Origin of the sequence: Duganella phyllosphaerae (genome assembly GCF_001758785.1) — a bacterium.
GTDB lineage: Bacteria > Pseudomonadota > Gammaproteobacteria > Burkholderiales > Burkholderiaceae_D > Rugamonas > Rugamonas phyllosphaerae.
Genome location: NZ_LROM01000063.1, coordinates 1 through 13,882 on the forward strand (window position 1 = coordinate 1; position 13,882 = coordinate 13,882).

Consider the following 13,882-nt stretch of genomic DNA (forward strand, 5'->3'; position numbering starts at 1 on the left):
CTCGACGACGGTGCCGCGCGCCAGCAGCCACTTCCAGCTGCCGTCGCGGCAGCGCATGCGATGTTCGACGACGAAGCGCCTATCGTGCACCGCGCTGGCCGCCAGGTATTCGTCCACGTTGCGGTCCACGCGGGCCATGTCGTCGGGGTGGATATCGGACCGCCATTGTTCGAGGCTGGACGGATAGGGCGCCTGCTCGTCATGCCCGAGCAGCTGGCGCGAGCGCGCCGACAGTATCAGCTTGCCGGCGTCGAGCTGCCATTCCCAGACGCCCTCACCGGAGCCCTCCAGTGCCAAGCCGGCCACGCTTTCGGAGCGGGTCAGCTCCAGGCGCGCACGCCGCAGCGCCAGCGCCTGGCGGCGCAGGCGCCAGATGGCGATGGCCGCTGCCAGCAGGATGACTGCGCCCAGGACCGGCAGGCCGTAGCGCAGCAGCGGATGCACCACGCGCGGCTGGTACAGGAAGCCGTCGAGGCGGAAGTCGGCGGGCAGCATGCCCTGCTCGCGGTACGCGCGGGCGATGGTCTGCCAGCGTTCGGGATTGCTGTAGCCCAGCTCCACCAGGTCCTGCTGCAGCAGCGGCACCATTTGCGCGGCTTCATGCATCAGCTGTTCGCGGCTGTGGCGCTCGGGGTAGCGCGCGCGGATCAGGTCGGCCATCTCGGCCGGGTGGGCCATGGCGTAATGCCAGCCGCGCAGGGTGGCCTGGCGCAGCGCTTCGGCGCGCGCCGGGTGCTCGCGCAGTTCGCTCTCGGTGGTATAGAGCACGTCGCCATAGAAATCGAGGCCGGCGCTGCGCGGCGAGCGCACTTCGAACGGCACCTTGCTGCGTTCGAGCGCGAACAGCGCCTGGGTGGTGTAGAACGATATGGCGTCCACCCGGCCAGCCAGGAAATCGTCGAAATTGTAGGTGTGCGCCAGCTGGACCATGCTGTCGTAGCGCACCCCGGTCTTTTTCAGGTAGGCGGTCAGTTCCTCGTTGTTGGCCGCCATCATGATGCGGCTGCCGGGCCAGGGGCGCGGTTTGCCATCGGGACCGTGGCGTACCAGCAGCGCGGCGGCGGAATGCTGGAACACCGAGGCCAGCACCACCACCGGCTGACCGAGCGCGCGCGCCAGCAGCAGCGTGGTATTGCCCACGCCGTACTGGGCGCGGCCCTCGGCCACCGCCTGCACCGGGTCGCTGCCCGGCGTCGCTTCGAGCAGCGTTACGTCGAGGCCGGCATCGCGATAATAGCCCTGGTCCTGGGCCGCGTAATAGCCGGCGAACTGGAACTGGTGTTGCCACTTGAGCTGGATCGCGATTTTTTCGGCCGCGCCCGCGTCGGCAGCGTGCAGCACCCCTGCCGCGCCGGCTGCCATGAACATGCATGCGGCCCACCGATGCGCCATCTGGCGCCACGATGGCAAAGCGATGCGGATGCGCGTGCGGAACAAGGTTGGCCTTTCTGGGGGCGGATTATTCTGTCTGCGGGCAACTATATCAGCTTTAACGGCCGCAATTGACGCCGCATGATCGAGATCGCCATGTGTTGCGCGGACGTGAAAACGCCTGCGCAAAAGAAGAGATTTTTGCGGTTTTTCGTGACAATGGGTGAGATTTGCAAGGCACTTTTCAGTCGTCGCTGCTTGTTACTTGAAAGCAACTTAGGCGATGGACTATTGGGTGAAGCTGCCGGCAAACTGGTAGCGGTGTCCCGGGTGCCACATGGTGGCGATGGTGGCGATGCGCCCGCCCGACAGGGTCTGGCGACGCAGCACCAGGCAGGCCTGGCGCACCTCGATGGCCAGCATGTCGGCGATCTCGCGCGGAGCCGGCAGCGCCTCGATGCTGTAGCTGGCCCCTTGCAGCGGCGCGGCCTGCATCAGGTATTCGTTGGGGGTGATGGCGCCGAAGTCCTGGTCCATGTAGTCGGGCGCGCAGTCGGGATTGACCCAGCGGTCTTCCACCTGGATCGGCACGCCGTTTTCAAAATGGATGATCACCGAGTGGAACAGCGGATGGCCGGCCGCCAGCTCGAACTGCTTGGCCATCAACTCGCTCGCCTTTAATTGTTCCAGGTGCTGCAGGCTGCTGCGGTGGACGTGGCCGCGCGCGCGCACTTCCTCGGCGATCGACTTGATCTGCAAGAGGGTGGACTGGTATTTTTGCTGGGCCACGTAGGTGCCGGAACCCTGGCGCCGCGTGAGGACCTGCTCGGCCGTCAGTTCGCGCACGGCGCGGTTGACGGTCATGCGCGAGACGCCGAACTGCCTGACCAGGGCCTGCTCGGAAGGAATCACGTCGCCTTCCTTCCACACGCCGGCGCCGATCTGGGCCAGTAAATAATCCTTGATCCGCTGGAAAATCGGGGTATGGTCAGGTGGTTGATTGTTTGCTGGCTGGTCCAAACCGCGTCTCCGTAGGCCGCACTCCAAGGCGGCTGCGCGGGCATTTTAGCATCGACATACAATTCGAAAGCAAGCGCCGGAGTGTGGCTGCCCGCGCCGGTGGCTACGATGGCTGCATTGCCATACATTCATGGAGTTCGAGATGGGTTCCTCAGCTTTGTTCAACCTTGCCTACGCCGACGACGCCGCGCGCTGGGCCGCCGTGCAGGCACGCGACGCCGGCGCCGACGACGTGTTCTGGTACTCGGTGCGCAGCACCGGCGTGTACTGTCGGCCGTCGTGCGCGGCCCGGCCCGCGCTGCGCAAGAATGTCGCCTTCCACGCCAGCCGCCTCGACGCCGAGCAGGCCGGCTTCCGTCCCTGCCTGCGCTGCAAGCCCGACCAGCCGCCGCTGGCCGCGCGCCAGGCTGCCATCGCGGCGCGCGCCTGCGCCCTGATCGACGCCGCCGCCCAGGCGGGCGACGACGCGCCCGACCTCGACGCGCTGGCGGCGGCCGTTGGCGTGAGCCGCTTCCACTTCCACCGCATTTTCAAGGCGGCCACCGGCATCACGCCCAAGGCGTATGCCAACGCCGGCCGCGCGCGGCGGGTGCAGGATGGACTGGCGTACAAGGCGTCGATCACCGACACCTTGTACGCGGCCGGCTTCAATTCCAGCGGCCGCTTTTATGCGCAGGCGCCGGCGGTGCTGGGCATGACGCCCACGGCATTCCGGGCCGGCGGGCAAGGCGCGCAGATCCGCTTTGCGATTGCGGCCTGCTCGCTGGGCGCCATCCTGGTCGCCAGCACAGATCAAGGTATTTGCGCGATCCTGCTCGACGACGATCCCGATTTCCTTGTGCGCGACCTGCAGGACCGGTTCCCCAAGGCGGAGCTGATCGGCGCGGAGGCCGACTACGAGCAGGTGGTCTCGCGCGTGGTCGGCATGGTGGAGCACCCGGAACTGGGCCTGGACCTGCCCCTGGACGTGCGCGGCACCGCGTTCCAGCAGCGCGTGTGGCAGGCGTTGCGCGCGATTCCCGCCGGGCGCACCGTCAGCTACGCCGAACTGGCCGAGCTGGTGGGCCTGCCCAAGGGGGCGCGCGCGGTGGCCGGCGCCTGCGCGGCCAATGCGCTGGCCGTGGCGATACCGTGCCACCGGGTGGTGCGCAACGACGGCTCCATTTCCGGCTACCGCTGGGGCGTCGACCGCAAGGCCGCGCTGCTCGACCGCGAACGGCAGGAGTAGCGCGCATGGCTAACGGAGAGTTGAATTTTCAGCAAGGCGCACCGGAGCGCGCACCGCGCGAGGTGGTTCACGCACCGCGCGATGCCGGCCGCCAGGGCGTGGGCGCGGCCGCCGGCATTGCCGTGCACGTGGCAGGGCTGGACTGGCAAGCCGTTGCGGATGAACTCACCGCCCACGGCTACGCCATCGTGCCCGGCCTGTTGACCGCGCCCGAGTGCGCGGCCGTCGCCGCCCAATATGCGCAGCCGCAGCTGTTTCGCAGCCGCGTGGTGATGGCGCAGCATGGTTTTGGGGCCGGCGAGTACCAGTATTTTCGTTACCCGCTGCCGTCGGTGATCGCCGCGCTGCGCCAGTCGCTGTACGCGCCACTGGCGGCGATTGCCAACCGCTGGCACGAGGTGCTCGATATCGCCGTGCGATTCCCGCCGGACCATGCCGATTTCCTGGCCCGCTGCCACGCCGCCGGCCAGGCCCGGCCCACGCCGCTGCTGCTGCAATATGGCCCAGGCGACTACAACTGCCTGCACCAGGATCTCTATGGCGAACACGTGTTTCCCTTGCAGGCGGCGATCCTGTTGAGCGAACCGGGCGCGGATTCGAGGGCGGGGAGTTCGTGCTGACCGAGCAGCGTCCGCGCATGCAGTCGCGGGTGGAGGTGGTGCCCCTCAAACGCGGCGACCTGGTGATCTTCCCGGTCAACCACCGCCCGGTGCAGGGTGCGCGCGGCAACGTCTACCGGGTGGCCATGCGCCACGGCGTGAGCCGGCTACGCGCCGGCTCACGCCATACGCTGGGCCTCATCTTTCACGATGCTACCTGAGTGATTTTTTGCGTGTGGTACAGGCGCGCGTACATGTCGTTGTTGGCCAGCAGTTCGTCGTGGCTGCCCACTTCGCGGATCTTGCCGCCGTCGAGCACCACGATGCGGTCGGCGTTTTCGATGGTGGACAGGCGGTGGGCGATCACCACCGTGGTGCGGCCCTGCATCAGGCGCTCGAGCGCTTGCTGCACCAGGCGTTCCGATTCGGTGTCAAGCGCACTGGTGGCCTCGTCCAGGATCAGGATCGGCGCGTCCTTGTAAATGGCGCGGGCGATCGCCAGGCGCTGGCGCTGGCCGCCTGACAGGCGCGTGCCATTTTCCCCTACCTGCGACTGGTAGCCCTGCGGCTGGCGCATGATGAACTCGTGGGCGTGGGCGGCGCGCGCGGCCGCTTCGATGCGCTCCTGCGACGGCGCCGGATCGCCGTAGGCGATATTGGCGGCCAGCGTGTCGTTGAACAGCACCACGTCCTGGCTGACCAGCGCGATCTGCCGGCGCAGCGAGGCGAGCGCGTACGCGCGTACATCCACGCCGTCGAGCGTAATGGCGCCGCCGCTCACGTCGTAAAAGCGCGGCAGCAGGCTGGCCAGCGTGGTCTTGCCGCTACCCGAGCTACCCACCAGCGCCACCGTTTCGCCGGCGCGGATATCGAGCGACACCTGATCGAGCGCCGGCCTGGCGTCGGCCACCAGCGGGGTGCCGTCGGCGCCCAGGTACTGGAAACTCACGTCCTTGAACGACAGTTGGCCGTCGGCGCGGGCGGTGGTGTGCTGGCCGGTGTCGGCTTCGGTGTCGGTGTCGATCAGGCTGTAGACCGAATCGGCGGCGGCCAGGCCCCGTTGCAGCGGCTCGTTGATCTTGGTGAGGTTCTTGATCGGCGACTGCATCGCCATCAGCGCAAAGATGAACGAGACAAAGTCGCCGGCCGACAGCGCGCCGGCCTGGTGGCGCAGCAGCGAGAAATAGATTACCGACGAGAGCGTAATACCGATCAGCAGCATGATCACGCCGGAGTTGAGGGCGGACGTGGCCGCGTGCTTGACGGCCAGCTGGCGATTGAGCTTGACCACGCGGTCGAAGCGGGTTTGTTCATATTCCTGGCCGCCGAAAATCTTGACCACGCGCTGGCCGCTGATGCTCTCGTCGAGCACATTGGTCAGGTCACCCATGGCCCCCTGCGCGCTCTGGCTCAGTTTGCGCATGCGGCGCCCGGCAAAGGTGACCACGCCCGCTACCAGCGGCATCAGGATCAGGCAGAACAGCGACAATTGCCAGTCCGAGACGAACATCGTGATCAGGTAGCCGGTGGTGAGTACCGAATCGCGCACCGCCACGTTGAGTACCGTCAGGCCGGCCTGCGCCACCTGGGCGGCGTCGAACGCCACGCGCGAGAGCGTGGTGCCGGTGGACGACTGGTCGAAAAAGCCGGTGGGCAGGCGCATGATGCGGGCGAACATGAGCTCACGCAGGTTGGCCTGCACCCGGCTGCTCAACCACGCGGCGCCGTATTCGCCCACAAAACTCGACAGCATGCGCATCATGGCCAGGCCGAAGATCACGGCCGGAATGCTCCACAGCGCCATGTTGCCGGTACTCTGGGGCAGGATGCTGGTCAGCCAGTTCTGCACCACTGCCGTCAGGCCGGTGGGGGGAGGGCGCACCGCGCCGATCGCATGCGACGGCGCCAGCGCGTCGATCACGCTTTGCAGCTGGCGCACCAGCAGCACGTCGGTGGCGGCGGCCAGGCCCACCGCGAACAGGGTGGCGATCGCGATCCACAGGTATGGGCGGAATTCCTTGAGCAGGCGGTAATAGAGTTGGCGGCTGTTCACTGGGTTGTGGTGATTTCGGCGAAACCGCCATTGTACCCGTCCTGTCGCCCGGCAAACTTCGCTACACTGGCACCCTGGTTCCGAATGGAGAAAACGATGCGCACCACTCTTACGCCCGCCGCCCTGGCGCTGGCCTTCACCGCCCTGGCCCCGGCCCAGGCACAGACCGTCATCGACCACGCCAACGGCTACACCTTAACGGCGGCCGGTACGCTGCAGCGGTTCACGTCGCTGGCGTTCGACGCCCAGGGCAAGGTGGTGGTGGCGGGCAGCGAGGCACAAACCGCCGCCGCGCTGCCCGGTGCGAAGCACGTTGATGCCCAGGGCAAGACCTTGCTGCCAGGGCTGATCGACGCCCACGGCCACGTGTTCGGGCTGGGCGAAATCGCCTCCGGCGTGGACCTGTTTACGCCCACGTCGCTGCCGGCGGCGCTGCGCGCGGTGGCGGACTTTGCCCGCGCCCATCCCAAGAATGCCTGGATCATCGGCAATGGCTGGAACCAGGAAGCCTGGAAGCTGGGCCGCTTTCCCACTGCCGCCGATCTCGACGCGGTGGTGAGCGACCGCCCGGTGCTGCTGCGCCGGGTGGACGTGCACGCCACCTGGCTCAATAGCACGGCGCTGGCCATGGCCGGCATCACCAAGGATACGCCGGACCCCGCCGGCGGCAAGATCGAGCGCGACGCCAAGGGCAACCCCACCGGGGTGCTGGTCGACAGCGCCATGGCGCTGGCCGACAAGGTGGTGCCGCTGCCGACGCCGGCCCAGGCGCGCGCCATGCTCGACAACGCGCTGGCGCTGCTGGCCAAGTCGGGCCTGACCAGCGTGCACGACGCCGGCATCTCCGTGGCCGAGGATGGCATCTACCGCGACTACGCCGACCACGGCAAGCTCACCACCCGCGTGTACGCCATGATCGCCGACACCGGCGCCGCGTTCGACGAGCTGTCCAAGGACGGCCCGCTCGCCAGCTACGCCAACGACACGTACGCGCTGGCCGCCGTCAAGCTGTTCTCGGACGGCGCGCTGGGCAGCCGGGGCGCCGCGCTGATCGCGCCTTACTCGGACATGCCATCGACCAGGGGGCTGCTGTTCCAGCAGAACGCCGCCATGCAGGCGAAGATGGACAAGGCGATGAAGGCCGGCTACCAGGTCAACGTCCACGCCATCGGCGACGCCGGCAACCACCAGATCCTCGACGCCTACGCCCAGCTGATCCCGAAGTACAACGCCGGCGCGCTGCGCCACCGCATCGAACACGCGCAGGTGGTCACGCCGGAGGACATCCCGCGCTTCAAGACGCTGGGCATCATACCGTCGATGCAGCCCACGCACGCCACGTCGGACCAGAACATGGCCGAGCAACGGGTGGGGCACGAACGCATCAAGGGCGCCTACGCCTGGCGCACCTTCCTCGACCAGGGCTCGCGCATTGCCTGCGGCTCGGACTTCCCGGTAGAGCCGCCCGATCCGTTCGAAGGCCTGCACGCGGCAGTCACGCGGCAGAACGCGGCCGGCGCGCCGGCTGGTGGCTGGTATAAGAACCAGGCCATGACGCTTGACGAGGCGCTGCGCTGCTTCACGCTCGACGCCGCGTATGCGGCACGCCAGGAAAATCTGATCGGGTCGCTGGAGCCGGGCAAGTGGGCCGATTTCATCCTGATCGACCGCGACATCTTCACGGCGCCGCCCGAGCAGCTGGGCAAGACGGTGGTGCTGCAGACCTGGATGGGAGGAAAGCGGGTCTATAAAAAAGGCGGTTGACTTGGTTGTATAGACAACCTATGCTAGGGGCACTTTCCACCCCCAGGAGCAGGAGCTCATATGAACCAGGACCCGCGTTTCGACCCCACCCGCGACATCCGCGCCCCGCGCGGCCCCGAGCTGACCTGCAAGAACTGGGGCGCCGAGGCCGCGTACCGCATGTTGCAGAACAACCTCGACAAGGAGGTGGCGGAGAACCCGCAGCACCTGGTGGTCTACGGCGGCATCGGCCGCGCCGCGCGCGACTGGGCCTGTTACGACCAGATCCTGGCCTCGCTGCGCGAACTGGAAGACAACCAGACCCTCTTGATCCAGTCCGGCAAGCCGGTGGGCGTGTTCCAGACCCATGAAGATGCGCCACGGGTGCTGATCGCCAACTCCAACCTGGTGCCCAAGTGGGCCAACTGGGAACACTTCAATGAACTCGACCGCAAGGGGCTGTTCATGTACGGCCAGATGACGGCCGGCTCGTGGATCTACATCGGCACCCAGGGCATCGTCCAGGGCACCTACGAAACCTTTGCCGAAGCGGGGCGCCAGCACTTCGGCGGCGACCTCAAAGGACGCTGGGTGCTCACCGCCGGCCTCGGTGGCATGGGCGGCGCCCAGCCGCTGGCCGCCACCATGGCCGGCGCGGTGTCGCTTACCGTCGAGTGCCAGCAGTCGAGCATCGACTTCCGCCTGCGTACCCGTTACCTCGACAAGCAGGCCGCCAGCATCGACGAAGCGCTGGCCATGATCGCGCAGCACAAGGCCAATGGCGACGGGATTTCCATCGGCCTGCTCGGCAACGCCGCCGACGTGCTGCCCGAACTGGTGCGCCGCGCCCGCGCGGGCGGTTTGGCGCCCGACATGGTCACCGACCAGACCTCGGCCCATGACCTGATCAACGGCTACCTGCCGCAGGGCTGGACCGTCCAGGAATGGAAGGCGGCGCAGGCCGACCCGGCCCGTCACGCGCAATTGAAAGATGCCGCTGCCGCCTCGTGCGCGGTGCACGTGCAGGCGATGCTGGACTTCCAGGCGCTCGGCGCGAAAGTGGTCGATTACGGCAACAACATCCGCCAGGTGGCGCTCGACCACGGCGTGGCCAACGCTTTCGACTTCCCCGGTTTCGTGCCGGCGTACATCCGGCCGCAGTTCTGCGAGGGGCGCGGGCCGTTCCGCTGGGTGGCGCTGTCGGGCGACCCGGAAGACATCTATAAAACCGATGCCAAGATCAAGGAACTGTTTCCGCACCATGCGCAGGTACACCGCTGGCTCGACATGGCGCGCGAACGGATTGCCTTCCAGGGCCTGCCGGCGCGCATCTGCTGGCTCGGCCTGGGCGAGCGCCACCTGGCTGGCCTGGCGTTCAACGAGATGGTACGCAGCGGTGAGCTGAAAGCGCCGATCGTGATCGGCCGCGACCACCTCGACACCGGCTCGGTCGCCAGCCCCAATCGCGAAACCGAATCCATGAAAGACGGCACCGACGCCGTCTCCGACTGGCCCTTGCTCAACGCCTTGCTCAACACCGCCGGTGGCGCTACCTGGGTGTCGCTGCACCACGGCGGCGGCGTGGGCATGGGTTACTCGCAGCACTCGGGCGTGGTGATCGTGGCCGACGGCACCGACGCCGCCGCCAAGCGCCTGGCGCGGGTACTGGTCAACGATAGCGGCTCGGGCGTGATGCGCCACGCCGACGCCGGTTACGATACCGCCATCGCCTGCGCCCAGCGCAATGGCCTCAACCTTCCAATGATCAAATGATGATGACCCTCACTTTAAAACCGGGCGCGCTGACGCTCTCCGACTTGCGCGCCGTCTGGAACCAAGCCGCACCGCTGGCGCTAGCCGCCGACGCCTATCCCGTGATCGAAGCGTCGGCCGCCGCCGTGCGCGCCATCGTCGCCAAGGGCGACGCCGCCTATGGCATCAACACCGGCTTTGGCCTCTTGGCCAAAACCCGCATCCCCGACGACAAGCTCGAACAGCTGCAACGCAACCTTATTTTGTCGCACTCGGTAGGCACCGGTGAGCTGGTGTCGGACGCCGTCTGCCGCCTGATCATGTTGATGAAGATCGGCAGCCTGGCGCGCGGCTACTCGGGCGTGCGCCCGCTCATCATCGACACCCTGATCGCGCTGTACAACGCCGGCATCATGCCGGCCATTCCCGCCAAGGGTTCGGTAGGCGCTTCGGGCGACCTGGCGCCGCTGTCGCACATGACGCTGGCCATGCTGGGCGTGGGCCAGGTGCGCATGAACGGCACCCTGATGGACGCCACCGCAGCGTTGCAGGCCGCCGGCATCGCGCCGGTGGTGCTGGCCGCCAAAGAAGGCCTGGCGCTGATCAACGGCACGCAAGTGTCGACCGCGCTGGCGCTGCACGGCCTGTTCATGGCCGAGCGCCTGCTGGAGGCGGGTTTTGTGTCGGGCGCGCTGTCGCTCGACGCCGCCAAGGGCAGCGATGCACCGTTCGACGCCCGCGTGCACGAAGTGCGCGGCCAGCCGGGCCAGATCGCCGCTGCCGCCATCTACCGCCAACTGGTGGCCGATAGTGCGATCCGCGCCTCGCACCTGGTGGGCGACGAGCGGGTGCAGGACCCGTACTGCCTGCGTTGCCAGCCCCAGGTGATGGGCGCCTGCTGGGACATCATCAACAACGCCTCGCGCACCCTGCTGATCGAAGCGAACGCCGTCACCGACAACCCGCTGCTGTTCAAGGATGGCGAACTGTCGGTGGTGGTCTCGGGCGGCAATTTCCACGCCGAGCCGGTGGCCTTTGCGGCCGACACGCTGGCACTGGCGATCGCCGAGATCGGCAGCATCGCCGAGCGCCGCATCGCGCTCCTGATCGACGCGACCCTGTCTGGCCTGCCGCCGTTCCTGGTGCCCGAGCCGGGCGTCAATTCCGGCTTCATGATCGCCCACGTCACCGCCGCCGCGCTGGCGTCCGAGAACAAGTCGCTGGCGCACCCGGGCAGCGTGGATACCATTCCCACGTCCGCCAACCAGGAAGACCACGTCAGCATGGCGACGTACGCGGCGCGGCGCCTGGACGATATGGCGGAGAACACGGCGGTCATCATCGGCATCGAGCTGATGGCGGCCGCGCAGGGCATCGATTTCCATCGTCCGCTCACCACCGCGCCGCACCTCGAGCACGTCCATGCGCAGCTGCGCCGGTCGGTGCCGTTTTTTGACGCCGACCGCTTCTTCGCGCCTGATATCGAGGCTGCAAAGGGCATGGTCATGCGCGGGGAACTGAGCGCCTCGTGCCGCGAGCTGTTTGCAGCATTACATCCATAACAACGGAGACGACATGGATTACCAGTTCCAGGCCGGCACCATCCCCTTGCTGGTGTCCATGCCCCACGTGGGCACCGACATCCCCGACGAGATCGCGGCCACCATGACCGCAGCCGCCACCGACCGCCAGGATACCGACTGGCACCTGGCGCGGCTGTACGGCTTTTTGCAGGAGATGGGCGCCTCGACCATCTCGGCGCGCTGGTCGCGCTACGCGATCGATTTGAATCGCCCGCCCGAAAACACCAACCTGTACCCGGGCCAGGACACCACCGGCCTGTGCCCGGTCGATACCTTTCACCGCGAGCCGCTGTACCTGGACGGCCAGGTGCCCGACCAGGCCGAGGTGGAACGGCGCCTGCAGCTGTATTGGCAGCCGTACCACGCGCGCCTGCGCGCGGAGCTCGACCGGCTGCTGGCCATCCACGGCCGGGTGGCGTTGTGGGACGCGCATTCGATCGCCTCGAAGGTGCCGCGCTTTTTCGAGGGCAAGCTGCCCGACCTGAACTTCGGCACTGCCGATGGCACGACTTGCGCGCCGGGCCTGGCGCACGCCGTGGTGTCGCGCGCGCTGGTGCAGGACCGCTACAGCGTGGCCGTCAACGGCCGCTTCAAGGGCGGCTATATCACGCGCTTTTATGGCCGCCCAGACATCAACGTGCACGCGATCCAGTTGGAGATGTGCCAGTCGGTGTACATGGACGAGGAAGCGCCGTACGGCTACCGGCCCGATCGCGCGGTACACGTGCAGGGCCTGCTGCGCGAGATGACGCAGGCGGCGGCCGACTGGGTGACGGCATGAATCAACTCTTCGCCCGCCATGCGCTGTTACCGGATGGCTGGCGCAACGATGTGCTGCTTGAATGGAGCGTGGCCGGCGACCTGGTGGACGTCACTCCCGGCAGTACGCCGCCGGCCGGCGTCGAGCGGGTAGCGTATGCGCTGCCCGGCATGGTCAACCTGCACTCGCACAGTTTCCAGCGCGCGCTGGGCGGGCGCACGGAATTTGCCGCCGATGGTCCTGGCAGCCATGACAGCTTCTGGACCTGGCGCGACCTGATGTACCGCTTCGCACGCAACATCACGCCCGACCACATCGAGGCGATTGCCGCCCAGCTGTTCTCCGAATGCCTGCGCCACGGCTACACCTCGGTGTGCGAATTCCACTACGTGCAACGCCAGCCGAATGGCGACTGGTACGACCGGCCGGCCGAAACCGCCGAGCGCGTGATTGCCGCCGCACGGTTGGCGGGAATCGGCGTCACCATGCTGCCGGTGTTGTATAGTTATTCAGGTTTTAACGACAGCCCGCTGAAGCCTGAGCAGCAGCGTTTCCGCACCGATGCCGACGACGTGCTGCGCGTGATCGAGGCGCTGGCGCCGCTGCGCGATGGCCAGACCGAGGTGGGCGTGGCGCCGCATTCGCTGCGTGCGGCATCGATTGCGCAGATCAACCAGGTGCTGGCGGTCTTGCCAGCGGGGCGGCCGGTGCATGTGCATATCGCCGAGCAGCAGGCGGAGGTGCAGCAGTCGCTGGACCACACCGGCCGGCGCCCGGTGGAATTGTTATACGACCAGGTGGCGGTCGATGGTCGCTGGTGCCTGGTCCATGCAACGCATCTGACCAACGGCGAAGTGCGCAGCATCGCCGCCAGCGGCGCGGTGGCGGGCTTGTGTCCCACCACCGAGGCCAACCTGGGCGACGGCCTGTTTCCGCTCGAGGATTTCCTCGCGGTGGGAGGACGCTTTGGCATCGGCAGCGACAGCCACGTGTCGCAAAGCCCGGTGGAAGAACTGCGCTGGCTCGAGTATGGCCAGCGCCTGCAGCAGCAGCGCCGCAATATCGCTGTGTCAAAAGAGCAGCGCCAGGTGGGCGACTTTTTATGGCAGGGCGCCTTGCAGGGCGGGGCGCAGGCGGCTGGGCGGCCGGTGGGCGCGCTGGCGCCGGGCCGCCGGGCTGACCTGCTGGTGCTCGACGATGCGCATCCCAACCTGGATGGGTTGGCGCTGCACGAGGTGCTGGGCAGCCTGGTCTTCAGCGGCAACGACAACCTGGTGCGCGACGTCATGGCCGGTGGCAGGTGGGTGGTACGCAACGCACAACACGTGGCGCAGCAGCCGATTGCGGCGCGCTTCAAGCAAACGATGGCAGAACTGAGGGAGTTCCGATGAACCGGCTAATCCAGTATGCAAGCCTGCGGCCCACGCCGTGGAAGAACGGCGGCGGCGTCACCACCGAACTGGCGATGTCGCCGCCCGGCGCCGGCATCGACGATTTCGACTGGCGCGTGAGCCTGGCCAGCATTGCCGAAGACGGTCCGTTCTCGCAGTTTCCCGGCGTCGACCGCACGCTGGTGATGGTCGCCGGCGACGGCGTGCTGCTCGACTTCGGCGACGAGCGCGTGGTGCTCAGTCCCAGCGAACCGCTGGTGGAGTTTGCCGGCGAGGATGCCGTCCACGCCACCGTCCATGGGCAATCCACGCTCGACTTCAACGTCCTTACCCGGCGCGGCCGCTACCGCCACCGGATCGAACCGTTCGTGGTCTGCGGCAG

At 67.4% G+C, this 13,882-nt stretch carries 10 protein-coding genes and 1 pseudogene; 8 read left to right on the forward strand and 3 right to left on the reverse strand.

The genetic code is table 11. The features are described 5' to 3' along the window. The coding region (locus tag DUPY_RS07090) for an ABC transporter substrate-binding protein (protein ID WP_167359040.1) at positions 1–1,437 on the reverse strand (1,437 nt) is incomplete at its 3' end. A gap of 222 nt (positions 1,438–1,659) precedes the next feature. Continuing rightward, entirely contained in the window at positions 1,660–2,391 is a 732-nt protein-coding gene (gene hutC, locus DUPY_RS07095; protein WP_070247133.1) for a histidine utilization transcriptional repressor HutC, read from the reverse strand. A gap of 130 nt (positions 2,392–2,521) precedes the next feature. On the opposite strand from hutC, the gene ada reads away from it, so the two are divergent. After that, positions 2,522–3,619 (forward strand): bifunctional DNA-binding transcriptional regulator/O6-methylguanine-DNA methyltransferase Ada, encoded by a 1,098-nt coding sequence (gene ada, locus DUPY_RS07100; protein WP_070247134.1) that lies wholly within the window; start codon positions 2,522–2,524, stop codon positions 3,617–3,619. A gap of 5 nt (positions 3,620–3,624) precedes the next feature. Then, positions 3,625–4,439, forward strand: a pseudogene (locus DUPY_RS07105) (2OG-Fe(II) oxygenase). On the opposite strand, the gene msbA reads toward DUPY_RS07105, so the two are convergent. Continuing rightward, positions 4,424–6,271 carry a lipid A export permease/ATP-binding protein MsbA gene (gene msbA, locus DUPY_RS07110; protein ID WP_070247135.1) on the reverse strand — a complete coding sequence of 616 codons (1,848 nt, stop codon included), beginning with the start codon at positions 6,269–6,271 and terminating at the stop codon, positions 4,424–4,426. The pseudogene DUPY_RS07105 and the gene msbA sit on opposite strands and share 16 nt — an antisense overlap. Before the next feature lie 96 nt (positions 6,272–6,367). On the opposite strand from msbA, the gene DUPY_RS07115 reads away from it, so the two are divergent. From DUPY_RS07115 to DUPY_RS07140, 6 genes are all read left to right on the forward strand, one after another. Next, on the forward strand, positions 6,368–8,035 hold the full coding sequence (locus DUPY_RS07115) for an amidohydrolase (protein ID WP_070247136.1): 1,668 nt from the start codon (positions 6,368–6,370) through the stop codon (positions 8,033–8,035). Positions 8,036–8,095: 60 nt separating this feature from the next. Beyond that, positions 8,096–9,787 carry a urocanate hydratase gene (gene hutU / locus DUPY_RS07120; RefSeq protein WP_070247137.1) on the forward strand — a complete coding sequence of 564 codons (1,692 nt, stop codon included), beginning with the start codon at positions 8,096–8,098 and terminating at the stop codon, positions 9,785–9,787. Further along, complete coding sequence (gene hutH / locus DUPY_RS07125; protein ID WP_070247138.1) at positions 9,784–11,328, forward strand: histidine ammonia-lyase; 1,545 nt, start codon at positions 9,784–9,786, stop codon at positions 11,326–11,328. Before hutU ends, hutH begins: the two co-directional genes overlap by 4 nt. Positions 11,329–11,341: 13 nt before the next feature. After that, positions 11,342–12,130 (forward strand): N-formylglutamate deformylase, encoded by a 789-nt coding sequence (gene hutG / locus DUPY_RS07130; protein WP_070247139.1) that lies wholly within the window; start codon positions 11,342–11,344, stop codon positions 12,128–12,130. Continuing rightward, entirely contained in the window at positions 12,127–13,500 is a 1,374-nt protein-coding gene (locus DUPY_RS07135; protein WP_070247140.1) for a formimidoylglutamate deiminase, read from the forward strand. Before hutG ends, DUPY_RS07135 begins: the two co-directional genes overlap by 4 nt. Beyond that, positions 13,497–13,882 (forward strand): HutD/Ves family protein (locus DUPY_RS07140; protein WP_070247141.1); only part of this gene is annotated, 386 nt, incomplete at its 3' end. The genes DUPY_RS07135 and DUPY_RS07140, both read left to right, overlap by 4 nt.

Excerpts from the sequence above, each read along its gene's own strand:
- ada (WP_070247134.1), top strand. The coding sequence starts at position 2,522 with ATGGAGTTCGAGATGGGTTCCTCAGCTTTGTTCAACCTTGCCTACGCC.
- DUPY_RS07115 (WP_070247136.1), top strand. The coding sequence starts at position 6,368 with ATGCGCACCACTCTTACGCCCGCCGCCCTGGCGCTGGCCTTCACCGCC.
- hutU (WP_070247137.1), top strand. The coding sequence starts at position 8,096 with ATGAACCAGGACCCGCGTTTCGACCCCACCCGCGACATCCGCGCCCCG.
- hutH (WP_070247138.1), top strand. The coding sequence starts at position 9,784 with ATGATGATGACCCTCACTTTAAAACCGGGCGCGCTGACGCTCTCCGAC.
- hutG (WP_070247139.1), top strand. The coding sequence starts at position 11,342 with ATGGATTACCAGTTCCAGGCCGGCACCATCCCCTTGCTGGTGTCCATG.
- DUPY_RS07135 (WP_070247140.1), top strand. The coding sequence starts at position 12,127 with ATGAATCAACTCTTCGCCCGCCATGCGCTGTTACCGGATGGCTGGCGC.